The sequence below is a fragment of the Phaeobacter sp. CAU 1743 genome, assembly GCF_039839315.1.
Taxonomy (GTDB): Bacteria; Pseudomonadota; Alphaproteobacteria; order Rhodobacterales; family Rhodobacteraceae; genus Phycobacter; species Phycobacter gallaeciensis_A.
The window spans coordinates 18266-43526 of the sequence record NZ_JBDOQR010000006.1; the positions used below are offsets into that span (position 1 = coordinate 18266).

The window sequence follows — 25261 nt, forward strand, 5'->3', positions numbered from 1 at the left end:
CCCCGGGCCGGGCGCGCTGCCAGAAATGGAGCGCCGGGCCGCCAGTCAACCGATTTGCCAAAAGGGCGCTGAGATATGAAATTCACTCTCTCCTGGCTGAAAGACCACCTTGATACCGATGCCTCCGTTGCGGAGATCACCGAGGCCCTGACCGACCTGGGACTGGAAGTCGAAGAGGTCTCGAACCCGGCCGACCGGCTCAAGGATTTTACCCTGGGCTATGTGAAACACGCGGAGAAGCATCCTGATGCGGATAAACTGCGTGTCTGCAAGGTGGACACCGACGAAGGCGAGATGCAGATCATCTGCGGCGCGCCCAATGCCCGGGAAGGCATCACCGTGGTGGTCTGCAAACCGGGCATGTATGTGCCGGGGCTGGATATCACCATCGGCGTCGGCAAGATCCGCGGTGTCGAATCCTTCGGCATGATGGCCTCCGAGCGGGAGCTGGAACTGTCCGATGAACACGACGGCATCATCGAGCTGCCCTCGGGTGCGGTCGGCGACCGGTTCATTGACTGGCTGGCAGAGAACGATCCGGCCAAGGTTGATCCGGTGATCGAGATCGCCATTACTCCGAACCGCCCCGATGCGCTGGGTATCTTTGGCATTGCCCGCGATCTGGCGGCGCGCGGGATCGGCACGCTGAAAACCCACGACTACGAGGCGGTCCCGGGTGACTTCGAAAGTCCGGTCAAGGTGACCATCGACGAAGACACGCTGGATGGCTGCCCGCTGTTCACTGGCCGGGTAATCAAGGGCGTCAAGAACGGCCCCAGCCCGCAGTGGCTGCAGAACCGGCTGACAGCCATCGGTCTGCGCCCGATTTCGGCGCTGGTGGATATCACCAACTTCTTCACCTTCGATCAGAACCGTCCGCTGCACGTCTTCGACGTGGCCAAGGTGCAGGGCGATCTGCGGGTGCATCGCGCCAAGGGCGGCGAGACGCTGCAGGCGCTGGATGAAAAGGAATACACCCTTGGCGCAGGCCAGATGGTGATTTCCGATGAAAATGGCCCCGAAAGCATCGCCGGTATCATGGGCGGTGAGGAGACCGGCTGTACCGACGAGACGATTGATGTCTTCCTCGAAAGTGCCTTCTGGGATCATGTGCAAATTGCGACCACAGGCCGTGCGCTCAAGATCAATTCGGACGCGCGCTATCGCTTTGAGCGTGGCGTTGACCCGGAATTCACCCTCGAAGGGCTGCACCGTGCCACTCAGATGATCCTTGATTTGTGTGGCGGCGAGCCGTCCGAAGTGGTGATCGCAGGTGATGTGCCGGATCATTCGCGCGCCTACAAGCTGGATCCGGAGCGGGTGCAGTCGCTGGTCGGTATGGACATCCCCGAAAGCGATCAGCGTCAGACCCTGACCCGCCTTGGCTTCCGGCTGGAGGGCAACCTGGCCCATGTGCCCAGCTGGCGCCCCGACGTGCAGGGTGAGGCCGATCTGGTGGAAGAGGTCGCGCGTATCGCTTCGCTGACCAAGCTGCAGGGCAAGCCGCTGGCGCGCCTGACGCCGGGTATCCCGAAGCCGGTGATGACGCCGCAACAGCGCCGCCAGCAGATGGCGCGGCGCACGGCGGCCAGCCTCGGCTATAATGAAATCGTCAGCTACACCTTCATCGACAAGGCCTCGGCCACGCTGTTCGGCGGTGGCGATGATGCGACCATGCTGGCCAATCCGATTTCCTCGGAAATGTCCCATATGCGGCCGGATCTGCTGGCCGGTCTGTTGCAGGCCGCTGCACGCAATCAGGCGCGGGGCTTCATGGATCTGGCCTTGTTCGAGGCGGGTCCCGTTTTCCACGGCGGAGAGCCGGGCGAGCAGCGCGAACAGATCTCGGGTCTCTTGGTCAGCCGCACTGGCCCCAAGGATGTGCATGGCGCGGCGCGCCCGGTCGATACCTTTGATGCCAAGGCCGACGTCGAGGCGGTTCTGGCCGCTATCGGCGCGCCGGCCAAGGTGCAGGTGCTGCGCGGCGGCGACGCCTGGTGGCATCCGGGCCGTCACGGAAAGATCTGCCTTGGCCCGAAAAAGGTACTCGGCGTCTTTGGTGAGTTGCACCCCAAGGCGCTGAGCGAAATGGGCGTCAAAGGGCCTGCCGTGGCCTTTACCATCTGGCCGGACGAGGTGCCGCTGCCGCGTAAATCCGGTGCCACCCGCGCGGCGCTGGACATCAGCGACCTGCAGGCGGTCGAGCGTGACTTTGCCTTTGTGGTGGATGAGAGCGTCGAGGCGCTGACCCTGGTTAATGCCGCTGCTGGTGCCGACAAGGCGCTGATTGAGGACGTGCGCGTCTTTGACGAATTCATCGGTGGCAGCCTGGGCGAGGGAAAAAAATCCTTGGCCATCACCGTGCGCCTGCAGCCGACTGACAAGACGCTGAAGGAAAAAGACATCGAAGCGGTGAGCGAGAAGATCATTGCCAAGGTGAGCAAGGCCACCGGAGGCATTCTGCGGGGCTGATCTGCTGAGCGGAATGGTTGGAATTTCAGGCCGTGCCCGATCCGGGCGCGGCCTTATTTTTGAAAAAAGTGCTCTGCCAGCAGATCGAACACCAGGCGGATCTTGCGGCTGGTGTGGAGCTCCCGGTGGGTGGTCAGCCAGACGGGGAACCGGATCGGCTCCATCTGCGGCAGGAGCCGCTCGACCTCGGGTGTTTGCCGGGCGATGCGATCTGACATGGGGGCGATGCCGAACCCCCGTTTGACCAGTTCCCACGCGACCAGCCCGCTTTGTGATTCATATCGAAAATTGCGCGTTGTCAGGGGAAACCCCAAGGGCGTGAGATGACCGACCATCCCTTCTGCATCGCCGAAGCTGATGAAGTCATGGCTGCTCAGATCCCGGACGTCTTCGGGTCGGCCGGCCTTTGCCAGATATTGCGGCGCGGCATAAAAGCGGGCGGTTTCCTCGTGGATAAGGCGGGCGATCAGTTCGGGCTGCTCGGGGCGCACGTGGCGGATGGCGATATCCGCCTCGCGGCGCATCAGATCGCGGATGTCGTTGGAGGCGATGATGTCGATGTGCAGATCCGGCGCCAACTGGCGCAACCGCCGCAGCACATCCGGCAGCAGGTAAGCAGAATAAACATCGCTGGCGGTAATCCGGACGGTGCCGGTGATGGATTCCGATTGTCCCAGCGCCGCAAGGGCGATCCGGTCCGCTGCCAGCCCCATGGGGCGGGTATGTTCCAGCAGTTCGACCCCGGCTTGCGTCAGCTGCAGAGATTTGCCGATCCGCTCGAACAGCATCAAGCCAAGGCTTTCCTCCAGCGCAGCCACCTGACGGCTCAGCGTGGGTTGTGTCAGGTTCAGACGCCGGGCCGCCGCAGAGAGAGAGCCCGTCTCGGCAGTGGCGAGAAAGGCGCGGATGTGGTTCCAGTCGAAGGCGTTTGGGGTGCTGGTCATACATTACCGTATATCGTGCCTGCATATTTCGGCAATTCCTGCATGTATGGCTTTCTCGTAGTTTCCTCGCAAAGGAGACAAAACCATGCAGACCTCAATTCAGTTCTGGGACGGAATTGCCGAAAAATATGCCCGCAGTCAGATCCGGGATCCGGCCGCTTATGACTATACGTTGGAACGCACTCAGGCCTATCTGAAACCGGGCGACCGGGTTCTGGAACTGGGCTGCGGCACCGGAACCACCGCGCTGCGCCTCAGGAAGGCGGTCGCCTGTTATACTGCCACCGATCTGGCGCCTTCGATGATCGCCATCGCGCAGCGCAAGAAGGATGAGGCAGGCGTCACCAATCTGCGGTTCGTCGTCTCTGACATCGCAAATGCACCCGTGGGACCCTTTGACGCGGTGATGGCATTCAACCTGTTCCACCTGATAGGCGATCTGGATGGCGCCCTTGCGCATATCTACCGGACCATTCGCCCTGGTGGCACCTTCATCTCGAAAACGCCCTGCCTGGCCGATAGCAAAAGCGCGGTACAGCGTTTGATGATGCGAGTCGCGTTTCCGGTGATGCGGCTTGTCGGCAAGGCGCCGCCCTCGGTGGTGCATTTCCTGTCGGTCGCCGATTGGCAGGCACGGCTGGAGGCTGCGGGTTTCGAGATCATCGAGACCGGAAACTACCCGGCCGATCCGCCCAACCGGTTTCTGGTTGCACGCCGCAAGTGATCTGTTGGGGGCGGGGCTGGTCCGTTCGGGCGATCCGGTCTAAGCATGGCGGAACAGCGAATGGAGGGTGCGATGACTTTGAATGTATATCTTTCGGGTGAAATCCACACGGACTGGCGCGAGCAGATCGTGACTGGCGCGGCGGATCTGGACGTGGCTTTCAACAGCCCGGTCACTGACCACGGGGCCAGCGATGATTGCGGTGTGGCCATTTTGGGCGCCGAAGAGAACAAATACTGGCACGATCACAAAGGGGCCATGGTCAACGCGATCCGTACCCGCAAGGGGATCGAGGATGCCGATGTGGTCGTCGTGCGCTTTGGCGACAAGTACAAGCAGTGGAATGCCGCCTTTGACGCAGGCTATGCGGCGGCGCTGGGCAAATCGATCATCGTGCTGAGCCAGCCGGACCATCAGCACGCGCTGAAAGAAGTGCACGCCGCCGCGCTGGCGGTGGCTGAAGAGCCGCGGCAGGTGGTGGAAATCCTGACCTATGTGCTGACGGGCAAGCTGCCCGGGTGAGCGAGGTCATCCTTGAAACCGACCGGCTAATCCTGCGTCCGCACCGGATTGAGGATTTCCCCGATGTGGCCGCGCTTTGGGGTGATCCCGAGGTGTTGAAATACATCGGCGGCGTTCCCTCTGACCCAGAAGCCTCGTGGGCGCGGCTCTTGCGGAACATGGGGCACTGGCAGGCGATGGGCTTTGGCTATTGGGCGGTCACGGATCGCACCGATGGCCGGTTCCTGGGAGAGGTCGGGTTTTCCGACTTCAAACGCGGCATCGTTCCGCCGCTGAACGGTGTGCCCGAGGCCGGCTGGGTGCTGGCAGCCCATGCCCATGGCCGCGGCATCGCGACCGAGGCGGTGCGCTCTATCCATGACTGGGCGGATCGCTGCATGGACTGGTCGGAAACGGTCTGCCTGTTCGACCCGGAACATCTGGTGTCACAGAACGTTGCTCGGAAACTGGGCTACCTGATGCGCGAAGAGGCGGCGGTATATCGGGGCGATCCCACCGTCGTGATGGTCCGGGGTTCCGGCAGCTGATCTGCGGCGCGGCTGCCTTCATCGGCGTCTGCGATTGGGCGCACAGGGGGCTGCAGAAACGACAACGCCCCGCCAAAGGCGGGGCGCCAGGCCCAACGGGCAGAGGGTCGCAAGACCCGATAACGGGCGGGAGGCTTACCCCTCCTTTTTCTGGATTTCCACGCTGTGCGGGTAGGGGATCGAAATGCCTTCTGCGTCAAAGGCTTCCTTCACCGCCTGGGTCATGGCGAATTTCAGCTCCCAGTAATCCGATGCCTTGCACCACAGGCGCGCGGTCAGATCGACCGAGCTGTCACCAAGGTTGGTCACGCGAACCCAGGGTTCGGGATCGGTCATGACCCGTGCATCGGCGGCGGCCTGTCGCAGGATGATCGCCTTGGCCTTGTCGGCGCTGTCGCCATAATCGATGCCAAAGACTAGGTCCACCCGGCGGGTGTCATGGGCCGAGAAGTTGGTGATGATCGATCCCCAGGCCTGACCATTAGGGATGATGATCTGCACGTTGTCCGCGGTGGCCAGTTCGGTCACAAAAAGGTTCAGATCCTTGACCGTCCCGGCGGTGCCGCCGATGTCGACGTATTGACCCAGCTTGTAAGGACGGAACAGGATCAGCATGAAACCGGCTGCCAGATCGCTCAGCGTGCCTTGCAGAGCCAGACCGATGGCCAGCGTGGCAGCGCCCAGCATGGCGACAAGACTGGTGGCCTCGATGCCGAAGATCCCGAGAACCGCAACCAGCACCACAGCCAACAGCGCCCAACGGATCATGCTGGCGGCAAAATTGCCTAGCGTCGGATCGATCTGAGGGGTCTTGTTGATGCGGCGGCGCACCATGTTGCTGATTATTCCCGCTGCCACCCAGCCAAGGATAAGAACAACAAGCGCCTTGGCAGCGCTCAGTGCCAGCGGCCAGAGGGCTCCGGCCTGTTCAATCATCTCTTCCATACCAATAGGTCCTCTTTCAATCCTGTCATCCGGCGCGGACCTGCTTTGGTCGACGTCGGATTCTCCGACTCAGCCTTATTGTTACTATCAAGATTGTTTGAATTGACAGGGAATTTCTTGGCCACGTTTGCATTTAGCAACCCGGCACAGGGTCGCCTGGCTGGTGGTGGCGGAATACGGGAAGACAAAAATCCCCGCCAGTGCGCAGGCGCTGGCGGGGAGGATGTGGCAGGGTAATCCGTAATGATCAGTCAGGTTCGCCGACCGGAACTCAGGATTTGATCGCCAGTGCTGGGGAAACGACATCGATCCCCAGCGCCTTGCCGACGGCATAGTAGGTCAGCTGGCCCGCATGGACGTTCAGCCCGTTCAGAAGATGCGGATCATCGGCGCAGGCCTGTTTCCAGCCTTTGTCCGCCAATGCCAGCAGGAAGGGGAGGGTTGCATTGCCCAGAGCCTGGGTCGAGGTGCGGGCAACGGCGCCTGGCATGTTCGCTACGCAGTAATGCATCACGCCATCGACCTCGTAGATCGGGTCGGCGTGGGTGGTGGCTTTCGAGGTTTCGAAACAGCCCCCCTGATCGATCGCGACATCGACCAGGACAGCCCCCGGCTTCATCTCGCTGAGTTGCGCGCGGGAGACCAGTTTCGGTGCCGCTGCGCCGGGCACCAGCACTGCGCCAACAACCAGATCGGCCTCGCGGACCAGTTCGGCGGTGGCGGCAGCGGTGGAATAGCGGGTGCGGAAGTCTCGGCCAAATACATCATCGAGGTATTTCAGGCGATGCAGGGAGCGGTCCAGAACGGTGACGTCGCCGCCCATGCCCGAGGCGATGCGGGCCGCATGGGTGCCGACCACACCGCCGCCGATCACCACCACCTTTGCCGGAGGGACGCCGGGTACGCCGCCCATCAGGACGCCGCGGCCGCCATTTGCTTTTTGCAGGGTCCATGCACCGACCTGCGGTGCCAGCCGTCCGGCCACTTCGGACATCGGCGCCAGCAGCGGCAGGCCGCCAAAGCTGTCGGTGACGGTTTCATAAGCAATCGCGGTGCAGCCTGAGGCAAGAAGGTCGCGGGTCTGTTCGGGGTCGGGGGCTAGGTGCAGGTAGGTGAACAGCAACTGCCCTTCGCGCAGCATCTTGCGCTCACCGGCTTGCGGTTCCTTGACCTTGACGATCATGTCTGCGGTGGCAAAAATTTCTTCGGCCGTCTCCAGCAGCGTCGCACCGGCGGCGGCATAGTCGGCATCGGTGTATCCGGCACCGGCCCCGGCGCCGGTCTGGATGAAAACGTCATGGCCATGTGCGATGGCTTCGTGGGCCGCGTCGGGGGTCATGCCGACGCGAAATTCCTGCGGTTTGATTTCAGTCGGGCATCCGATTTTCATGTAGCTTCCTCCCTGCTATACTAAAACCTAGATCCGTTGTTGGGAAATGTGCTGCTTTTTTGGGCGAAATAAAAAGATGCGGATCGAAGAAAATTCGAATAGATGCGGAATATGAGCAAGGTACTGCGCAATTATGTCTCTTGATTCGATGGATCGTCGTATTCTGGAGGTCCTCCAACGGCAGGGCCGTATTTCCAACGCGGATCTGAGCGAGCGGGTGAACCTTTCCGCATCTGCCTGCCATCGCCGGGTGCAGCGGCTGGAGGCTGAGGGCTATATCAAGGACTACGTCGCCCTGCTGGACGCCCGCAAGCTGAGCGTTCCGACAACCGTCTTCGTGGAGATCACCCTGCAGGGGCAGGCGGATGAACTGTTGGATGCTTTTGAACGTGCGGTGGCGCGGATCCCGGATGTGCTGGAGTGCCACCTGATGGCAGGATCAGCGGATTATATCCTGAAGGTCGTGGCCGAAAATACCGATGATTTTGCCCGCATCCATCGCCAGCATCTGACCCGGCTTCCGGGAGTCGCGCAGATGCAATCGAGTTTCGCATTGCGCACGGTGTTCAAGACAACGGCACTGCCGGTCTGAGGTCTCCTTTCACAGGGCTCCCGCCTGTTTGGTCATCTTGTTGCCCGCAGAGATGGTTTTGGGGAGATCTGGAAGCTTGCAACTTATTTGTCTTACATTTCGCCCGCTCTTCTGGTTCAACAGGGAAGCGAGCGAGGGACGGGGGAGCAGATCATGCAGTTCGACTACATCATCGTGGGCGCCGGGAGTGCCGGCTGTGTTCTGGCCAAGCGGTTGAGCGAGGCAGGCAAGCAGGTGCTGCTGCTGGAGGCGGGCGGCCGTGACAATTATCACTGGGTGCATATCCCGATGGGATATCTCTACTGCATCAACAACCCGCGCACCGACTGGATGTATCGCACAGAGGCCGACCCGGGGCTGAATGGTCGGGCGCTGATCTATCCGCGCGGCAAGGTGCTGGGAGGCTGCTCGTCCATCAACGGCATGCTGTATCTGCGTGGGCAGGCAGCGGATTATGATGGTTGGCGCCAGCGCGGCCTCGCGGGCTGGGGCTGGGACGATGTGCTGCCCTATTTCAAGAAATCCGAGGATTACGTCGAAGGCCCATCCGAAATGCATGGTGCGGGCGGCGAATGGCGGGTCGAGAACCAGCGGTTGCATTGGGATGTGCTGGATGACTGGATGGAGGCCGCCGCGGCCTGGGGCCTGCCCAAAGTCACGGATTTCAACACCGGCAACAACGAAGGCGTCGGCTATTTCCGGGTCAATCAGCGTGCGGGCTGGCGGATGAACACCGCCAAGGCATTCCTGCGTACGGCGACAGGGCAGGGGCTGAAGGTGGAAACCCAGGCCCATACCCGCCGGATCCTGATCGAAGAGGGCCGCGCGACGGGCGTCGAGTATCAAAAGGGCGGCGAGGTGCATGTCGCCCATGCCGCCGCCGAGGTGATCCTGTCGGCAGGGGCGATCAACAGCCCACAGATCCTGCAGCTATCTGGGCTGGGGCCGGGCGCCTTGCTGCAACAGCACGGGATCGAGGTTCTGCAGGACATGCCGCAGGTCGGCGCGAATCTGCAGGACCATTTGCAGCTGCGCTGCGCCTGGCGGCTGGAGGGGGCGCATACGCTCAACACGCTGGCGAATTCCGTGATCGGCAAGGCCAAAATCGGTCTGGAATACGCGCTGAAACGCTCTGGTCCGATGTCGATGGCGCCAAGCCAGCTGGGCGCCTTCTCCCGCTCGCGCCCGGATCTGGAAACACCGGATCTGGAGTATCACGTGCAGCCGCTGACGCTGGAGGCGTTCGGCAAGCCTCTGCATGATTTCCCGGGGCTGACTGCCAGCGTCTGCAACCTGCGCCCCGAAAGCCGGGGCCGGGTCGAGATCGCCTCGGCCGATCCGATGGCCGCGCCGAGTATCCAGCCGAACTACCTGTCGACTGAAGGCGACCGTCAGGTGGCCGTGGCGGCGATCCGGCAGGCGCGGGCGATCATGGGACAGGCCAAGATGCAGGCCTACAGCCCCAAGGAGATCAAGCCGGGGATCGCATCTGATAGCGAGGCCGATCTGATGCAGGCCGCCGGTGATATTGGCACCACGATCTTCCACCCCACCTGCACCGTGCATATGGGCAGCGACGAACGCGCGCCGCTGGACCCCGAATTGCGCTTGCGCGGGGTCTCTGGGCTGCGGGTGGTGGATGCCAGCGTGATGCCCACGATCACCAGCGGCAACACCAATGCGCCGACAATCATGATCGCGGAAAAGGCATCTGACATGATCCTTGCAGCTGCGCGCGGCTGAATTTGGCAGAAAGCCGGAAGCCGGTGCTTTTGCGCTTGCACCCGGTCGGGATTTTCGTTTGCCTTTGACCCGGGCGAATTAACGCCCTTTGTGACAGTTCCGGTCAGGCCGGACCGGAACTGCCTATTTCAGGCCATTCGGGCAGCGGGTGCTGCTGTGACATCAAACAATCACATCCGTGCGTTAGAGCGGCCGAAACAGACGAGTAACAACAAGGAGCCGCGCCGTGACCAGCGATACAACCCCTGATTCATTTGACTGGCTGGATGCCGAGCTTCAGGACACGCTGGACGAGGACTTCGAGATTGAATTTGCCGAGCCCATGCTGTCGATGGAGCTGCGCAAGATCTACCGCTCGCAGCATCCCGAAATGCTGGATCGCAAGGTCTACTTCAGAAATCTGTTGCGGCTGCAGGCGGAATTGATCCGGCTTCAGGATTGGGTGCAGCACAGCGGCGCCAAGGTGTGCATCCTGTTCGAAGGGCGCGACAGCGCTGGCAAGGGCGGAGTGATCAAGCGGATCACCCAGCGTCTGAACCCGCGTGTTGCCCGCGTCGTGGCCCTGCCCGCACCGTCGCGCCGTGAGCAGAGCCAATGGTATTTCCAGCGCTACGTGCCGCATCTGCCGACTGCGGGGGAAATCGTGCTGTTTGACCGGTCCTGGTACAACCGCGCCGGGGTTGAACGGGTAATGGGCTTTGCCAGTGAGGATCAGGTCGAACAGTTCTTTCAGGACGTTCCAGAATTTGAACGGATGCTGGTGCGGTCGGGGATCATCCTGCTGAAATACTGGTTCTCGATTACGGATGAGGAACAGCAGCTGCGGTTCATGATGCGGATCCATGATCCGATGAAGCAGTGGAAGCTGTCGCCGATGGATCTGGAAAGCCGTATCCGCTGGGAACAATATACCAAGGCAAAGGAGGATATGTTCGAGCGCACCAATATCCCCGAAGCGCCCTGGTATATCGTCGAAGGCAACGACAAGAAGCGCGAGCGTCTGAACTGCATCGAGCACCTGCTGACCAAAGTGCCCTATGAAGAGGTGCCGCAGGAGAAGGTGTCCTTGCCGGACCGGGAATATAATCCCGACTATGAACGCAGGGTTCTGCCGGACGAGCTGTACGTGCCGAAGATCTACTAAGCGACCTCTGTGCAAAGAGGGATGGGGGTAGCTCTCCCGCCGGTTCCGGCACAGCCTGCGGACTGTGCTGCCGCCGTTGGGCCCGGCGCCGCACCGGGGCGCGGCGTGCGCTTGTTTCAGGCTGCCTGCCTCAAGGCCGTTGTGATCTTTATTCGGGCGTGTCCGCCTGATCTGCCATATTGTCGAGAAACCGTTGCAGATACCCGGTGAAGGCGGTGAGCTCCTCGGGGGAGAAACCTTTGAGCAGGTCGCGCTGCCGCTCCAGCGCGCGCGGCAACATCTGGGCGTGCAGGGCATGCCCCGCCTCGGTCAGGAACCAGGATTTGCGCCGCTCATCTCCGCCCCGTACCTCGGCCCGGACGAGACCGGCCTTTTCCATGCGTTGCAGTGCGCGGCTGACGGCGGCCTTGTCGATACCGGTGAGGTTCGCAGCCTGACCGACGGAGCAGCCCGGATCGCGCGTCAGCATGACCAGCATGCGCCAGTCCATGACACCGATGCCGAATTCCTTTTGGTAGGCGCGCGCAGCGTTCCGGGTCAGCCGGTTGCCTGCGAATGTCACCGTGACCACCGGGTTGCGGCTGTAGTCCAGTGTCGGGGCGGCGGGGCTGTCCTCACTGCCATCCGGCAGGATAAGGAACAAATCGTCGGGTAAATCGCTCATCTAGGCAGCTTAGGTCAGGTGAGTTGACAAGACAACAGTTGCCACGCAGTCTTCCCTGAAGCTGACAATCGGGGGGAGGGGCAGTGATGGAAAGGCCAGTTTATGACATCGATCCGCAGGCGTTCTGGCAGGATCCCTATCCGGATCTGGCCCATATGAGGGCTGAGGCGCCGGTGGTCTATGTGCCACAACTGGATGCGGTTCTGATCACCCGCCGTGACGATATCTTTCGGGAGGAAAAGCGGATCGAGGTGTTTTCCTCGGACCAGCCTGAGGGGTTGATGACCCAGCTGATGGGGCAGAACATGATGCGCAAGGACGGCGCCGCCCATATGGGAGAGCGCAAGGCGATCTTTCCGGTGGTCTCTCCCAAGACGGTGAAACAGCATTGGCTGGCGCAGTTCCGTTCCGCGACGGCGCGGATCCTTGACGACCTGGCGCCCCGGGGGGCGTGCGATCTGGTGCGTGACTTCGCCATGCCGGTCTCGGCAGAGGCGCTGAAGGCAGTCACCGGTCTGACCCGCATGCGCGCCGAAGAGATGGACGCGGTGAGCCAGGGCATGATCGATGGCTGTGCCAATTATGCAGGTGATCCGGAGGTTGAGGCGCGCTGCAATGACAGCACCCGGCTGATCGACCAGCACATTACCGAGATGTGGCAGAGTGTTTCTGGCGCGGATGACTATTCCCTGTTGCGGGTTCAGCAGGCTGCGGGCCTGCCGGAGGATCAGATCAGGGCCAATATCAAGCTGGCGATCTCGGGCGGGCAGAACGAGCCACGCGATGCGATCGCCGGGAGCGTCTGGGCCTTGCTGCGCCATCCGGAGCAACTGGAAGATGTCCGCGCGGGCCGTGCCAGCTGGCTGCAGGCGTTCGAGGAATATGCCCGCTGGATGTCCCCCATCGGAATGTCACCGCGCCGGGTGGCGCAGCCTTATGTGCTGCACGAGGTGGCGCTGAAGCCTGAGGATCGTGTGTTTCTGATGTTCGGTTCTGGGAACCGGGACGAGCAGGTGTTTGCGCGCCCCGATGCCTTTGACATCCATCAGGATATCAGCGCGGCCATTTCATTTGGCGCCGGGCCACATTTTTGCGCCGGGGCCTGGATATCAAGGGCGCTGATCGCCGAAGCGGCGCTACCGATGCTGTTTGAGCGGCTGCCGGATCTATCCCTTGCGGGGGAGGCACGGTTCGGCGGATGGGCTTTCCGCGGTCCGCTTGAAATGCCGGTGACCTGGGCCAAAGGGGAGAGGAGCCGGTAAGTGCGGAGAGCGTCGGGAGGCATGCGCAGATCAGACCAATAAGGGGCTCAAGAGGAAGTCACCCGGAGGGGCAGACGCCTTGGTGCAGGGAGCAAGGCTATCGCCAGGTTTGGGGGGGAGCGATGTGCCTCCTCCGGGAAATGCCGACCGTTCCAACTTCGGCAACAGGGCCGTCCGCCTTGGGAAACGTGAGGTTTCGGTACCCTGCTACTATTGATAGCAAGGATGGGCTCTGAATACACGTATAAGTTTAACTATTTAGCCGCAGAACCGATATTCCGCCGTAAAATATGTATCTTAGAAACGACAAACCCCCGGGGCGGGCCACGGGGGTCGTCAAAAGCGTCCAGAAAAAACCGGAGGAAGATCTTAGAGGAGACCTTCGCGCTGTGCTTTCTTACGTGCCAGTTTACGGGCACGACGAATCGCTTCAGCTTTCTCGCGCGCTTTTTTCTCGGAGGGCTTCTCGAAATGTTGCTTGAGCTTCATTTCGCGGAACACGCCTTCGCGCTGCAGCTTTTTCTTCAGGGCACGGAGCGCCTGATCGACATTGTTGTCACGAACACTAACCTGCATGTGGTTTTCACCACCTTTCTAAGTTGGGTTGCAAGGATTTGCAGGAGGTGGCCGTATAGCAAAGCCGGTCTAACTTGTCTAGTACTGAGCAAAAGGGCAGATCGCGCAGCGACGCAGGTCCTTAAAGGCGCATTTGTTGACGAGGAGATGCATCATGACTGAGCAAACAGCCACAGAGCAACCGGCTGCCGACACCGGATCGATCGACGCGCTTCTGGATGCGGCGCTCATTCATGTCGCCTTTGACGGCTGGACCGAAGCCACCTTTGCTGCTGCAGTCGAGGATTGCGGTATGGACCCGGTTCTAGCACGCGCCCTGTGTCCGCGCGGGGCAGTGGATCTGGCGCTGGCCTATCACCGGCGCGGCGATGCGCAGATGCTGGAACGGTTGAAGACGGCAGATCTGACGGGGCTGCGGTTCCGGGACAAGATCGCTGCCGCCGTCCGGTTCCGCCTTGAAGCCTCTGACGACAAGGAAGCGGTGCGCCGGGGTGTGACGCTGTTCTCGCTGCCGGTCTATGCCGCTGACGGGGCCAAGGCAATCTGGGGCACGGTGGATGCGATCTGGACCGCGCTGGGCGATACCTCTGAAGACATCAACTGGTACAGCAAACGGGCCACGTTGTCCGGGGTCTATTCCTCGACCGTGCTGTTCTGGCTGGGGGACGACAGCCCGGGCCATCAGGCGACATGGGATTTTCTGGACCGGCGCATCGACAACGTGATGCAGTTCGAAAAGCTGAAGGCCGATGTGCAGAAGAACCCTTTGCTGAAGCCCCTTCTGGCCGGCCCGTCCTGGCTGGCGGATCAGATCCGGCGCCCGTCGGTGCCCACGGATCTGCCGGGCCGCAGGACTGACCGCTGATCAAACGCCACGTCCATTCCCTGTTTCAGAACATCCGAGAATAATGCAAGCCACCTGCCGGGGTTTGTCCCCCGCACCCAAGGTGATATTCAAAGCGGTAAAACGCACCACGCAAGGGAAAGGATCTTTGCATGACGGAGACATTGCCGGAAACGATGCGCGCGATTGAAATCTCGCAACCCGGAGGCCCCGAGGTTCTGACGCTGACAGACCGGCCCGTTCCGCAGCCGGGCCATGGCCAGCTGCTGCTGAAGGTCGCCTATGCGGGCGTCAACCGGCCGGACGCGTTGCAGCGGGCGGGGGCATATGATCCGCCAGCCGGTGCCAGCGATCTGCCGGGGCTCGAGGCTTCGGGCGAGGTGGCCGCCATCGGTGCGGGCGTCACCGAATACGCGGTGGGGGACAAGGTCTGTGGCCTGCTGCCCGGCGGCGGCTATGCCGAATACGTGGTCACACCGGCCGCCCATTGTCTGCCCATTCCCAAGGGCATGTCGCTGAAACGCGCGGCCTGCCTGCCGGAAACCTGTTTCACGGTCTGGTCAAACGTCTTTACCCGGGGAGGGCTGAAGGCGGGCGAACGTTTTCTGGTGCACGGCGGCTCCTCCGGAATCGGAACGACAGCGATTCAGCTGGCCTCGGCCTTGGGCGCGCGGGTGTTCACCACCGCCGGGTCCGATGCCAAATGTCAGGCCTGTCTCGATCTGGGGGCCGAGCGTGCGATCAATTACCGCGACGAGGATTTTGTGAAAGTCCTTCGCGCTGAGGGCGGCGCCGATCTCATCCTCGACATGGTGGGCGGCGACTATATTCCCCGCAATATCCGGGCGCTGGCCGATGATGGCCGTCTGGTACATATCGCCTTTCTTTCAGGCCCCAAGGCCGAGCTGAACTTTGCCCAGATCATGGCGCGCCGCCTGACGGTGACGGGCTCGACCCTGCGCCCGCAAAGCGATCTGGCCAAGGCCCGCATTGCGCAGGATCTGGCCGAGGCGGTCTGGCCGCTGGTCGAGGCAGGCAAGATGGCGCCGGTGATGGACAGCGAATTTGCGCTGGAGGAGGCAGCAGCCGCACACGCGCGGATGGAAAGTTCCGGCCATATTGGCAAGATCGTTCTGAAGGTGGGCTAAGGCCGCTTACCTGCACGCAAGAAGGGCCGACAGTTGCGTCGGCCCTTTTCTGTGTGGTTCGCTCTATTTCACCGCGCGTCGGTACAGGTGCCATGTGGCGTGCCCCAGCACCGGCACCACGATGATCAGCCCGGCCAGGAACGGGATCGCAGCGATTACCAGCATGCTGCCGACGATCACGCCCCAGGTAATGCAGATCACCGGATTCTTGCGCAGCACCTTGATTGAGGTGGCCACCGCCACCGGCAGGCCCACGTGGCGGTCCAGCAGCAGGGGGAAAGAGACCAGGCTCATCGCCAGCGCGGCAAAGGCAAAGACGGCCCCTAATGCGCCGCCTGCAATCGCCATGATCCAGCCTTCGCGGGTGGTCACTACGGCGGTGGCGAAGCCGAGCATCGAGGTCGGCGGCTCTGGTCCCAGGGTGCGGATATAGATCATGTCCGCCGCGACCAGCCAGATGATGAACAGTGCTGCCAGATAAAAACCCAGCACCAGAATGGCGCCGAAGGCAGGCGAGCGGATAACACCAAAGGCATCCATCCAGCGCGGCTCAAACCCGGCTTCGCGGCGCGAGGACATTTCATACAGCCCGACTGCCGCAACAGGCCCGAGGATCGCAAACCCCATGATCATTGGCACGATCAGCGGCAGCAGATTCATCGACAGGCTCATCACGATCAACGCGATGCCAATCACCGGATAGAACAGCACCAGGAACATCGCATCGCTGCGGCAGGCGGCAAAATCTTCAAGACCTGCGGCCAGTGAATGGATGAGGTCGTCCATCGAAAGCCTGCGCGCCTGAGGCAGCTCCGTGACGTCGCTGCTGCCCATTTCTCCCACTGTCTTGCCGAAATGCTGTCCGGTGGTTTCTGCCCCCTGCAAGAGCCAACTGAGCGGATTACCGATTGTCTTTGCCATGCGCTTGTTCCTCCTCTTCCTCCTCGCGGATTTAAATGGAAGTGCCGTTTAGGCAGGGCCGTGCGCGGCACGTGGAACAATACTAGCACAAAATCGGCCAAAATGCGCTGCACAAGCCAATCAATGTCGCGTGAGGGAAAGCTGCCCTGCGGCGCCTGCCTCCTCTTTTCGCGGCCAAGCCGCCTGTCGGGCAGTGGGGCAGGTGGAGTCTGGGGAGATGGAGGAGGAAGCCAAGCCTCAATTAGGTTCAGCGCACCGGGGCGAATAGTGCATCCTCCAGAGTGCAGTCGCGGATCACGTCCCGGCCGCAGGGCACCGGATCAAGGCTGCGCGAGAGGCAGATGCGGGCCTCTTGGATGTGACCATCGCGGCAGGTGATGGTCAGGCTGTCCCGGCTCAGCTGTGGATTTTCCTTCAGAAAGGCTTCCTCGACCAGCGATGCGGGCAGTTTCACCAGTTTGTCCAGCTTGCGGAAGATGGCCGGACGGGTGATCTGTCCATAAGCCTCGCGCGAGAGGGAAAAATACTGGGCAGGGGAGAGGCCGGAACAGCTGCCGTGTTTCTTCCATTGATGCCAGGCAAGGCCCGGAGACCCCATGATATCGGCCATCTCGGCGGTCTGGCGGCGGCTTGGCGGGGCCTCGGCGGTGTTGCAGAAATCCGGCCAGCCCCGGTGATACTGCGGCCACAGCCCATGCAGGGTCCAGCCGTGATCATGGCGGCTATCGCATTGATCCGATCCCCTGGCATCGCCTTCGATGGCGCACCAGTTCGGTGACCAGCTGAGGCTGAGGACGTAGTAATCGAATTCGCCCGCGACCTCCCGTGACCGGTCGCTGTCGGCGTAACCGGGCAGCGACGCCAGCCCGGAAATCACGGTTGCAATTGCCAGCAAGAACCTGCGCATCGCCTCTTTCCTTATGAAAACAAGGCGACTATATAGGACTGAAGTTCCCCGACAACGGAAACCCGCCCCAGACCTCGGGGCAGCCTAATTCAGGCGACGGGAAAGATGTACGTAGATGTTCGTGGGGCAAACGTGTTTTAAGGAGATAAGCGCATGGCAAAACCGTTGATGACCAAAGCGACCGCCGTGTGGCTGGTGGACAATACCACGATCAGCTTCAAGCAGATCGCCGATTTCGTTGGCATGCACGAGCTGGAGATCCAGGGCATTGCCGACGGTGACGTCGCCGCCGGCGTCAAAGGCTTTGATCCGGTTGCAAACAACCAGCTGACGCAGGATGAGATCGACAAGGCCGAGGCCAATCCGCTGCACAAGCTGAAGCTCAAGTTCAACCCGGCCGCTGCTGGCGAGGAAAAACGCCGCGGACCGCGCTACACGCCGCTGTCCAAGCGTCAGGACCGTCCGAACTCGATCCTGTGGCTGGTGAAGTTCCACCCGGAACTCTCCGATGGTCAGATCGCCAAACTGGTAGGCACCACCAAGCCGACGATCCAGTCGATCCGCGAGCGGACCCACTGGAACATTGCCAACATGCAGCCGATCGACCCGGTTGCGCTGGGCCTGTGCAAACAGTCCGAACTGGACTCTGCCGTGCAAAAAGCCGCCGCAAAACGGGCTGCCGAAGGCGGCGTGATGAGCGACGACGAACGCCGCAAGCTGGTGTCGACCGAGCAATCTCTGGAGATGGATGCCGAGCCGAAGATCCCCTCGGCCATCGAAGGGCTGGAAACCTTCACTCTGGGTGGCGGCTCCGCCGAAAGCACCCCGTCCGAAGAACCGCTGCCCGATGCGGACAGCTTCTTCAACCTGCCCTCGGGCGGTGATGAGGACGACGAGGACGAAGACGGGACCGATCCCCGCTTCTGAAGGGTTCAGACATCAGGGCCGACACGGTGCAACGAATAGGAAAGCCACGCCCGGATCCGGGCGTGGCTTTTTCTTTGTGGCGGTCCTACCAGGCGTCGGCGTAGCGGTGGGCGGGGGTCGCGTGGCCTGCGCTCTCCAATGCGCGGTGCAGCGCGGCGCGGGTCTCTGCCGGGTCGATGACGGCGTCGAATTCCAGCAGGCTGGCAGCATTCAGTGCCTTTCCGCGCTCATACAGGGCATCGACGAGGCGTTGATATTCCGCTTCCCGCTCTGCCGGGTCTTCGATAGCGTTCAGGTGGTCGCGGTGGCCCAGCCTGACTGCGCCCTCCAACCCCATGGCGCCGACCTCTCCGGTGGGCCAGGCACAGCAGAAATGCGGACGATCCAGCCCGCCGCCCGCCATCGCCATCGCGCCCAGACCATAGGCTTTGCGCAGGATTAGCGTCACCAGCGGTTGGCTGAAATGGGCTCCGGCCAGAAACAGTCGCGAGATATGCGCCACCTGTCCGGTTTTCTCGACCTCGGGGCCGACCATGAAGCCCGGCGTGTCGCATAGGGTGATGACGGGCAGGCCCCAGGCATCACACAGCTGCAGGAAACGCGCGCCCTTGTCACCGGCCTCGGCATCGATGGCGCCGCCAAGGTGCAGCGGGTTGTTCGCCAGCAGCCCCACCGCGCGACCTCTGATCCGGGCAAAGCCGGTGATCATGCCCGCGCCAAACCCGCGGCGCAGCTCCTGAAATGTGTCACTGTCGGCCAGCCCGGCGATGGCTGCGCGCATGTCATAGGCGCGGGTGCGGTCCACAGGCACGACATTGCGCAGGTCCGGGGTTTCCTCTGGGTCATCGGCGGGTGGTGTCTGTGCGGTATCAAGGCTTAGTAGCCGTTTCGCAGCCTCTACGGCCTCGGCTTCGTCTTCGGTCAGAATATCGATCAGTCCGGTGCCCGCCTGAACGTCGCTGGGGCCGATCTCCTTCGGGGCGACAACACCCAGCCCGCCGCCTTCGATCATCGCCGGGCCGCCCATGCCAATCCAGCTGTTCTTCGTCGCGATCCGCACGTCGCAGACCCCGTAAAGGGCCGCGTTTCCGGCAAAACAATAGCCCGACACGATGCCAATTTTCGGCCCTTTGTAGGCGGCGAAATGGCGGAAGGAGGTGACATTCAACCAAGCGGCCATGATCAGGGCGGTGTCGCCGTCGTTGGGTCTCCCGCCGCCGCCTTCGGCAAAGAGGACGATGGGCAGCCGGTCGCGGCTGGCGACCTCGATCAGGCGGTCCATCTTTCGGTGGTGGTTGAAACCCTGTGTGCCTGCCAGAACCATGTAATCTACCGCCATGGCAGCCACCGTACGCCCAGCAACCGTGCCGATTCCGCAGATGATACCGTCGCCCTGCGTGCGCGCCTGCAGATCGGGCAGCGCCCGCTTGCCGCGTTGGGCCGCCACAGCAAGGGCGCCATATTCGGTGAAACTGCCCGCATCGAACAGATCGTTGATGTTCTCCCTTGCGGTGCGGCCTCCCAGCGCGTGACGTTTGGCGACGGCCTCGGGACGGGCGGCATCGTCCAGCAGCGCCATGCGGGCCGCATATTCCTCCAGATCAGGACGGGCGGTATCGTCGGTTGCAACCTCCTCAACGGACACGCTGCCGGGTTCCAACGTGATCAGCGTTTCACCGCCCTGCAGCTCTTGTCCGGCGGTCACATGAACGGCAGTGACAATCCCGCTCTGCTCGGCGCGGATTTCATGGCGCATTTTCATCAGTTCGGTGGCCAGCAACACCGTGCCTGCGGCCACTTCCTGACCCGGTGCGACATGGACTTCGGCGACGATTGCGGCGCTTTCGGCCTTTATGAGTGTCACCAGTACCCCTCCCTGATCGCTGATGTTGTTCTCAGTCAAGCGTTCGCCGGGGGCGGCTGTCAATTTGACCGTGGGGTCACTTTGCGGGATCAGGGCTGGGGCGGGACACAGAAGGTTGTTATCTACCCGCGACTTGGGGGTTTTCGTGCCGACCTCTTGCGGCTAGCGTTGCGCAAAATCGACTGGAGAGATCATCATGAGCCAATATGCAGAAATGACGCAGACCGAAACCGGTGCAGGGGTGCTGTGCGATCTGCGCAGCGACACGGTCACCCGCCCCGACGACGCAATGCGTCAGGCGATGGCGGCGGCCGAGGTGGGCGATGATGTCTATGGCGAGGATCCGCAGGTCAACCAGTTGGAGGCCACCCTGGCCGAGCGTCTGGGCAAGGAAGCGGGCCTGTTCCTGCCCACCGGCACGCAGAGCAACCTGACCGCGCTCCTGTCCCATTGCGGGCGTGGAGAGGAAATCATCACCGGCCGCGACTACCACGTCTTCAAATACGAGGCGGCCGGCGCTTCGGTGCTGGGCGGCAGCGCGCTCTACCCGCTGGAGGTGCAGCCCGGCGGTGGACTTGATCCCGCAGCGATCGCGGCAGCGGTCAAACCGGATGATTCCCATATGCCGATCAGCCGCCTGCTGTCCTTGGAGAACACCCACAACGGACAGGCCATTTCGCTGGAGGACATGCGCGCGATGACCGATGCGGGCCGGGCTGCGGGGCTGTCGCTGCATCTGGACGGGGCGCGTTTTTTCAACGCCATCACCGAGCTGGGCTGCTCTGCACCGCATCTGGCGGTGCTGTTCGATACCGTGTCGATCTGCCTGTCCAAGGGTTTGGGCACGCCTGCGGGATCGGTTCTGGTCGGTCCGTCCGATCTGATTGCCCGCGCCCGGCGCTGGCGCAAGATGCTGGGCGGCGGCATGCGCCAGTCCGGGGTGCTGGCTGCGGCAGGTCTGATGGCGCTGGAGCAGAACGTCGACCGTCTGGCAGAGGATCATGCCCGGGCCGCTACGCTGGCAGATGCCTTGCGCGCTCTGGGCGCGGGAGAAGTCACGCAAGCCACGAACATGGTGTTCTTCACCCCGGCAGAGGTGCAGAACGCAGCCCTGCAGGCGCATCTGGCCAAGGCGGGCGTGGTGATTGGGGCAGGGGACAGCGGCCCGATCCGGCTGGTGCTGCACAAGGATGTCACCGATGAGGGCCTCAACGGCGCGATTGCCGCGTTCCAGGCCTTCTTCAGCTAAGGCGTTTCGCGACGGGTTATCCGTTGCACAAACGGGATCAGGGCAAATGCGATTTGCCCTGCCAACCCGATCGCCCCGGCAGCGGTGGCCCAATGGCCGAAGTAGCTGCTGGGGGCTGCGCCCATCAGTGTGGTGGCGAGTACATATTCTGCGACCATCAGCAGCCCGAAGGCCCAGATCCCCATCCACAGGCGCGCGGCGGCAGGATACAGATCCTTGCGATTCCGGGTCAGGTGCCGGGCGATCAGCCAGCTGAGGGTCAGCATGATGGGCAGTTCAAGGCAGACCGCCCAGAGTTCATCCATCAGGGGCAGCAGCACAAAGATCCGCAGGCTGCCCAGAACAAATCCGCAGAAGAACACGGCCGCAAAATAAAATATGGCGGCTCTCAGAATCGGGCGGTGCAGGGCGGTTGGCATGGCTGTCCTTCCCCTTTTGCCGTCAGAGTTCCTTACGGGCCTTCAGCGCGGCGCTGATGGTACCGTCGTCGAGGTAATCCAGCTCGCCGCCGATGGGTACACCTTGCGCGAGCGAGGTAAGTTTCACCTGGCCGCTCAGTTGGTCGGCGATGTAATGGGCCGTGGTCTGCCCGTCGATGGTGGCATTCAGCGCCAAGATCACCTCGCTCACTGCCTCGCTGCCGACCCGGTCGACCAATCGGGGAATGCGCAGATCCTCGGGGCCGATGGCATCCAGCGCCGAGAGGGTGCCGCCCAGCACGTGATAGCGTCCCTTGAAAACGCCTGCGCGCTCCATCGCCCAGAGATCCGAGACGCTTTCGACGACGCAGATCTCGCCATTGGCGCGGGCCTCACTGTCGCAGATCTCGCAGATGTCCTCGGTCCCCACGTTGCCGCAGTTGAGGCATTCGCGGGCGGTGGTGGCGACGCGGGTCATCATGTCCGACAGCGGTGTCAGCAAAAGCGCGCGTTTGCGGATCAGGTGCAACACCGCCCGCCGGGCCGAACGCGGCCCCATGCCGGGCAGTTTTGCCATCAGATCGATGAGGGTTTCGATGTCGCTGGTAGAGCGGTCTTGCATGGAGGCGGCCTTTGGAGTGTCAGCCCATATAGACGCATCACGGCGGGCAATGGCAAGGGGGAGAGGCGACGGATGTTCAGGGTTTGTCTGGGCAGCGCCTGCGCGCCAGATTGGGCAAAGGGCGTATGCCCGTGAGACATGAAAAAGGCGGCCAAGGCCGCCTTTTCGGAACTTTTCAGTTGCGCCTCCGGATCAGAAAGGCAGCTTGATATCCTTGGGAAGGCCCATGCTTTCCGTGAGGTTGGTCATCTCTTCCTGCGCTTTTTCGGCTGCCTTGGACTGTGCGTCCTTGATGGCGGCCAGGATCAGGTCCTCGACCATTTCCTTGTCATCGCCGTTGAAGATGGACGGGTCGATATCCAGCGCCTTGAGGTCGCCCTTGGCCGAGGCGGTGGCCTTGACCAGGCCCGCGCCTGCTTCGCCGGTAACCATGACGTTGTGCAGGTCTTCCTGCATCTGCGCCATCTTGGTTTGCAGTTCCTGTGCCGATTTCATCATCTTGGCCATATCGCCAAGACCGCCGAGGCCTTTGAGCATGGTGTTTCTCCTAAGTGCGGGGGCGCAGGGCGCCGTAAGTCATCCCCGAACATATCGCAATTGCAAGCGCGATGAACAAGTGGGGGGAGGCGGTGCAGTCTTCGATTATGCCCAAGGCACTCTTATCATCAAAGAAAAGCTCATGATTATCGACGGCAATTGCGGCCGCGAGCATGCCCCAAAGAAAGCCTGCGATTGCAAAGGAGGCGCGCTTTCTGCTGTACAGCGCGAATCCGGCAAGAGCGAAGAGGGCCAAGACAGCAGGCTTGGCCGACATCCGCCAAAGCACATCCCACGCGCTGTCGGATAGATCGCCGGTGGCAAAGCAGGTTTTGGCGTAAGCGGTTGTCGGCAGGGTGAACAAGAGGACCGTCAGGCCAGTCGCTACCCGTCTTCGAAGGGATCCCATTCGTCTTCCACCTCGGGCAGGGCTTCGGCCTCGACCTCAGCGGCCATTTCCTCGGCGGTACGGATGCGGGTGATCCGGGCCTTGGGGAAACTGTCGATCACCGCCTGTACCAGTGGGTGTTCGCTGGCCTTGGTGCGCAATGCGTTTTCGGCTGCATCGCGGATTTCGGCGATCGTCGGGGCCTCGCCGTCGGGTGCGATGGTGACGACCCAGCGGCTGCCGGTCCAGTTTTGCAAGGCGGTGCCGAGGCGCGCAGCAAGGTCTCGGGGCGCATTCGCGTGCGGCGTGAACTCGATCCGGCCCGGCTGGTAAGAGACGAGGCGCACACCGGTTTCCACCTCGACCAGTAGTTTGACATCGCGGTTGGTGCGGATCAGTTCCACCACATGTTCGAAACTCGGGTAGCGGGCGAGGGCCTTTTCTGCGGCCGGGGCAAGCGCGGTGGCCTGACCCTGTCCTTGGCCGTGCGACATGGTCATGCCGCCGGACGGTCCACCGCCCGGTGCGCCTTGCGGCGGAGCAGAGGTGATAGTCGGTGTCCCGCCCGCGGCAGGCGCGCCCATGCTTTGCATGGGCATTCCGCCACCACCGCCGGGCGGCGGGGGCGGCATATCCTGCAGCTTGCGGATCAACTCCTCGGGACTGGGCAGATCGGCCACGTGCGTCAGGCGGATCACCGCCATCTCGGCAGCCATCATGGCGTTGGGGGCGGCGGCGACCTCTTCCAGCGCCTTGAGCAGCATCTGCCACATGCGGGTCAACACCCGCATCGGCAGCGCTTCGGCCATCTGTTGACCGCGGGCGCGCTCATCCGGGCTGATGGTCGGATCCTCTGTCGCGTCTGGCGTAATCTTTACCACCGACACCCAATGGGTAATTTCGGCCAGATCGCGCAGAACAGCCAGCGGATCGGCGCCTTCGGCATATTGCGAGGAGAGCTCGCTGAGCGCCGCAGCCGCATCGCCGCGCAGGATCATATCCATCAGATCCAGCACCCGGCCCCGGTCGGCAAGGCCCAGCATGGCGCGCACCTGATCGGCGGTGGTCTCGCCCGCACCGTGGGAAATCGCCTGATCCAGCAGCGAGGTTGCATCGCGGGCCGAACCTTCGGCGGCGCGGGTGATGAGAGCGAGCGCATCCTCGGCGATCTGGGCGTTTTCGGCGGTGGCGATCTTGCGCAGGAGGGCGATCATCACCTCGGGCTCAATCCGGCGCAGATCGAACCGCTGGCAGCGCGACAGGACCGTCACCGGAACCTTGCGGATCTCGGTGGTGGCGAAGATGAACTTCACATGAGCGGGGGGTTCCTCAAGCGTTTTCAGCAGCGCGTTGAACGCGCTGGTCGACAGCATGTGAACCTCGTCAATGATGTAAATCTTATAGCGGGCCGAGGCCGCGCGGTATTGCACCGAATCGATGATTTCGCGGATGTCGCCGACGCCGGTGCGGCTGGCGGCGTCCATCTCCATCACGTCCACGTGGCGGCCTTCCATGATCGCGAGGCAATGCTCGCACTGACCGCAGGGTTCGGTGGTGGGGCCGCCGTTGCCATCGGTGCCGATACAGTTCATCCCCTTGGCAATGATCCGGGCGGTGGTGGTCTTACCCGTGCCGCGAATACCGGTCATGATGAAAGCCTGAGCGATCCGGTTCGCGGCAAAGGCGTTTTTCAGCGTACGCACCATGGCGTCCTGGCCAACCAGATCCGCAAAGGTTTCGGGCCGGTACTTGCGGGCGAGGACCTGATACTGGCCGGACTGCTGCTCCGCGTGCTGAACCTCAGCGGTTTGGGTGTCAGGATCGGATGTTGGGGTGTCGCTCATGCTGTCTCGTGCCGGATTCGGAATGGGGTTGGGGCCGCTGCATAGGGTAGGGAAGCCCGCGGGCTTCGTCCACCGCTGTTGACCGC

At 62.3% G+C, this 25261-nt stretch carries 25 protein-coding genes; 12 read left to right on the plus strand and 13 right to left on the minus strand.

Features of this window, described 5'->3' with window-relative positions:
• Window positions 1-75: 75 nt before the first annotated feature.
• Window positions 76-2472 carry a phenylalanine--tRNA ligase subunit beta gene (gene pheT, locus AAFO90_RS03805; RefSeq protein WP_347508553.1) on the plus strand — a complete coding sequence of 799 codons (2397 nt, stop codon included), beginning with the start codon at window positions 76-78 and terminating at the stop codon, window positions 2470-2472.
• Window positions 2473-2525: 53 nt separating this feature from the next.
• On the opposite strand, the gene AAFO90_RS03810 is transcribed toward pheT, so the two are convergent.
• Window positions 2526-3416 carry a LysR family transcriptional regulator gene (locus tag AAFO90_RS03810; RefSeq protein ID WP_347508554.1) on the minus strand — a complete coding sequence of 297 codons (891 nt, stop codon included), beginning with the start codon at window positions 3414-3416 and terminating at the stop codon, window positions 2526-2528.
• Window positions 3417-3501: 85 nt separating this feature from the next.
• Here AAFO90_RS03810 and AAFO90_RS03815 point away from each other — a divergent pair, with 85 nt between their 5' ends.
• The 3 genes from AAFO90_RS03815 to AAFO90_RS03825 all read left to right on the plus strand — a co-directional run bounded on the left by AAFO90_RS03815 (window position 3502) and on the right by AAFO90_RS03825 (window position 5189).
• Window positions 3502-4140 carry a class I SAM-dependent methyltransferase gene (locus AAFO90_RS03815; protein WP_347508555.1) on the plus strand — a complete coding sequence of 213 codons (639 nt, stop codon included), beginning with the start codon at window positions 3502-3504 and terminating at the stop codon, window positions 4138-4140.
• A gap of 72 nt (window positions 4141-4212) precedes the next feature.
• Window positions 4213-4662: a YtoQ family protein gene (locus AAFO90_RS03820; RefSeq protein WP_065273576.1), complete on the plus strand. Its 450-nt coding sequence runs from the start codon at window positions 4213-4215 to the stop codon at window positions 4660-4662.
• The gene (locus tag AAFO90_RS03825) at window positions 4659-5189 is read left to right on the plus strand and encodes a GNAT family N-acetyltransferase (protein WP_347508556.1); all 531 of its coding nucleotides are present in this window, start codon (window positions 4659-4661) and stop codon (window positions 5187-5189) included. The genes AAFO90_RS03820 and AAFO90_RS03825 overlap by 4 nt, the downstream gene beginning before the upstream one ends.
• Window positions 5190-5324: 135 nt before the next feature.
• Here AAFO90_RS03825 and AAFO90_RS03830 read toward each other — a convergent pair whose 3' ends face one another.
• Both AAFO90_RS03830 and ald read right to left on the minus strand, forming a co-directional pair.
• Window positions 5325-6134 (minus strand): mechanosensitive ion channel domain-containing protein, encoded by an 810-nt coding sequence (locus tag AAFO90_RS03830; RefSeq protein ID WP_347508557.1) that lies wholly within the window; start codon window positions 6132-6134, stop codon window positions 5325-5327.
• Between the two features lie 271 nt (window positions 6135-6405).
• Window positions 6406-7524 (minus strand): alanine dehydrogenase, encoded by a 1119-nt coding sequence (gene ald, locus AAFO90_RS03835; RefSeq protein ID WP_065271315.1) that lies wholly within the window; start codon window positions 7522-7524, stop codon window positions 6406-6408.
• 133 nt (window positions 7525-7657) lie between these two features.
• On the opposite strand from ald, the gene AAFO90_RS03840 reads away from it, so the two are divergent.
• The 3 genes from AAFO90_RS03840 (at window position 7658) to ppk2 (ending at window position 11003) form a co-directional block, all read left to right on the plus strand.
• A complete protein-coding gene (locus AAFO90_RS03840; RefSeq protein WP_347508558.1) occupies window positions 7658-8116 on the plus strand; it encodes an Lrp/AsnC family transcriptional regulator in 459 nt (152 codons plus the stop codon).
• 153 nt (window positions 8117-8269) lie between these two features.
• Complete coding sequence (locus AAFO90_RS03845) at window positions 8270-9859, plus strand: GMC family oxidoreductase N-terminal domain-containing protein (protein WP_347508559.1); 1590 nt, start codon at window positions 8270-8272, stop codon at window positions 9857-9859.
• A 226-nt stretch (window positions 9860-10085) separates the two neighbouring features.
• The gene (gene ppk2, locus AAFO90_RS03850) at window positions 10086-11003 is read left to right on the plus strand and encodes a polyphosphate kinase 2 (protein WP_347508560.1); all 918 of its coding nucleotides are present in this window, start codon (window positions 10086-10088) and stop codon (window positions 11001-11003) included.
• A gap of 148 nt (window positions 11004-11151) precedes the next feature.
• On the opposite strand, the gene AAFO90_RS03855 is transcribed toward ppk2, so the two are convergent.
• On the minus strand, window positions 11152-11667 hold the full coding sequence (locus AAFO90_RS03855) for a MarR family winged helix-turn-helix transcriptional regulator (protein WP_065271312.1): 516 nt from the start codon (window positions 11665-11667) through the stop codon (window positions 11152-11154).
• A gap of 86 nt (window positions 11668-11753) precedes the next feature.
• On the opposite strand from AAFO90_RS03855, the gene AAFO90_RS03860 reads away from it, so the two are divergent.
• A complete protein-coding gene (locus AAFO90_RS03860) occupies window positions 11754-12929 on the plus strand; it encodes a cytochrome P450 (protein ID WP_347508561.1) in 1176 nt (391 codons plus the stop codon).
• A gap of 369 nt (window positions 12930-13298) precedes the next feature.
• Here the strand turns inward: AAFO90_RS03860 and rpsU are convergent, their stop codons facing one another.
• A complete protein-coding gene (gene rpsU, locus AAFO90_RS03865; RefSeq protein ID WP_005614280.1) occupies window positions 13299-13505 on the minus strand; it encodes a 30S ribosomal protein S21 in 207 nt (68 codons plus the stop codon).
• A gap of 154 nt (window positions 13506-13659) precedes the next feature.
• On the opposite strand from rpsU, the gene AAFO90_RS03870 reads away from it, so the two are divergent.
• Both AAFO90_RS03870 and AAFO90_RS03875 read left to right on the plus strand, forming a co-directional pair.
• A complete protein-coding gene (locus AAFO90_RS03870) occupies window positions 13660-14370 on the plus strand; it encodes a COQ9 family protein (protein ID WP_347508562.1) in 711 nt (236 codons plus the stop codon).
• A gap of 143 nt (window positions 14371-14513) precedes the next feature.
• Window positions 14514-15497: an NAD(P)H-quinone oxidoreductase gene (locus tag AAFO90_RS03875; RefSeq protein ID WP_347508618.1), complete on the plus strand. Its 984-nt coding sequence runs from the start codon at window positions 14514-14516 to the stop codon at window positions 15495-15497.
• 63 nt (window positions 15498-15560) lie between these two features.
• On the opposite strand, the gene AAFO90_RS03880 is transcribed toward AAFO90_RS03875, so the two are convergent.
• Window positions 15561-16418 (minus strand): DUF2189 domain-containing protein, encoded by an 858-nt coding sequence (locus AAFO90_RS03880; RefSeq protein WP_347508563.1) that lies wholly within the window; start codon window positions 16416-16418, stop codon window positions 15561-15563.
• Window positions 16419-16665: 247 nt separating this feature from the next.
• On the minus strand, window positions 16666-17325 hold the full coding sequence (locus tag AAFO90_RS03885; protein ID WP_347508564.1) for a ribonuclease T2: 660 nt from the start codon (window positions 17323-17325) through the stop codon (window positions 16666-16668).
• 153 nt (window positions 17326-17478) lie between these two features.
• Here AAFO90_RS03885 and AAFO90_RS03890 point away from each other — a divergent pair, with 153 nt between their 5' ends.
• The gene (locus AAFO90_RS03890; RefSeq protein WP_274829733.1) at window positions 17479-18252 is read left to right on the plus strand and encodes a DUF1013 domain-containing protein; all 774 of its coding nucleotides are present in this window, start codon (window positions 17479-17481) and stop codon (window positions 18250-18252) included.
• Between the two features lie 85 nt (window positions 18253-18337).
• Here the strand turns inward: AAFO90_RS03890 and AAFO90_RS03895 are convergent, their stop codons facing one another.
• Window positions 18338-20116, minus strand: coding sequence for a carboxyl transferase domain-containing protein (locus tag AAFO90_RS03895; RefSeq protein ID WP_347508565.1), 1779 nt, complete (start codon window positions 20114-20116; stop codon window positions 18338-18340).
• Between the two features lie 196 nt (window positions 20117-20312).
• Here AAFO90_RS03895 and ltaE point away from each other — a divergent pair, with 196 nt between their 5' ends.
• Window positions 20313-21365: a low-specificity L-threonine aldolase gene (ltaE, locus tag AAFO90_RS03900; RefSeq protein WP_347508566.1), complete on the plus strand. Its 1053-nt coding sequence runs from the start codon at window positions 20313-20315 to the stop codon at window positions 21363-21365.
• Here the strand turns inward: ltaE and AAFO90_RS03905 are convergent.
• The 5 genes from AAFO90_RS03905 to AAFO90_RS03925 form a co-directional block, all read right to left on the minus strand.
• Window positions 21362-21784, minus strand: a complete 423-nt coding sequence (locus tag AAFO90_RS03905) for a hypothetical protein (RefSeq protein WP_274866772.1) — start codon at window positions 21782-21784, stop codon at window positions 21362-21364. The two genes, ltaE and AAFO90_RS03905, sit on opposite strands and share 4 nt — an antisense overlap.
• 22 nt (window positions 21785-21806) lie before the next feature.
• A complete protein-coding gene (recR, locus tag AAFO90_RS03910; RefSeq protein ID WP_065271302.1) occupies window positions 21807-22406 on the minus strand; it encodes a recombination mediator RecR in 600 nt (199 codons plus the stop codon).
• 192 nt (window positions 22407-22598) lie between these two features.
• Window positions 22599-22943, minus strand: a complete 345-nt coding sequence (locus AAFO90_RS03915) for a YbaB/EbfC family nucleoid-associated protein (protein ID WP_065271301.1) — start codon at window positions 22941-22943, stop codon at window positions 22599-22601.
• A 10-nt stretch (window positions 22944-22953) separates the two neighbouring features.
• Window positions 22954-23307, minus strand: coding sequence for a hypothetical protein (locus AAFO90_RS03920; protein ID WP_347508567.1), 354 nt, complete (start codon window positions 23305-23307; stop codon window positions 22954-22956).
• A 20-nt stretch (window positions 23308-23327) separates the two neighbouring features.
• Entirely contained in the window at window positions 23328-25175 is a 1848-nt protein-coding gene (locus AAFO90_RS03925) for a DNA polymerase III subunit gamma/tau (RefSeq protein WP_347508568.1), read from the minus strand.
• Window positions 25176-25261: the final 86 nt, after the last annotated feature.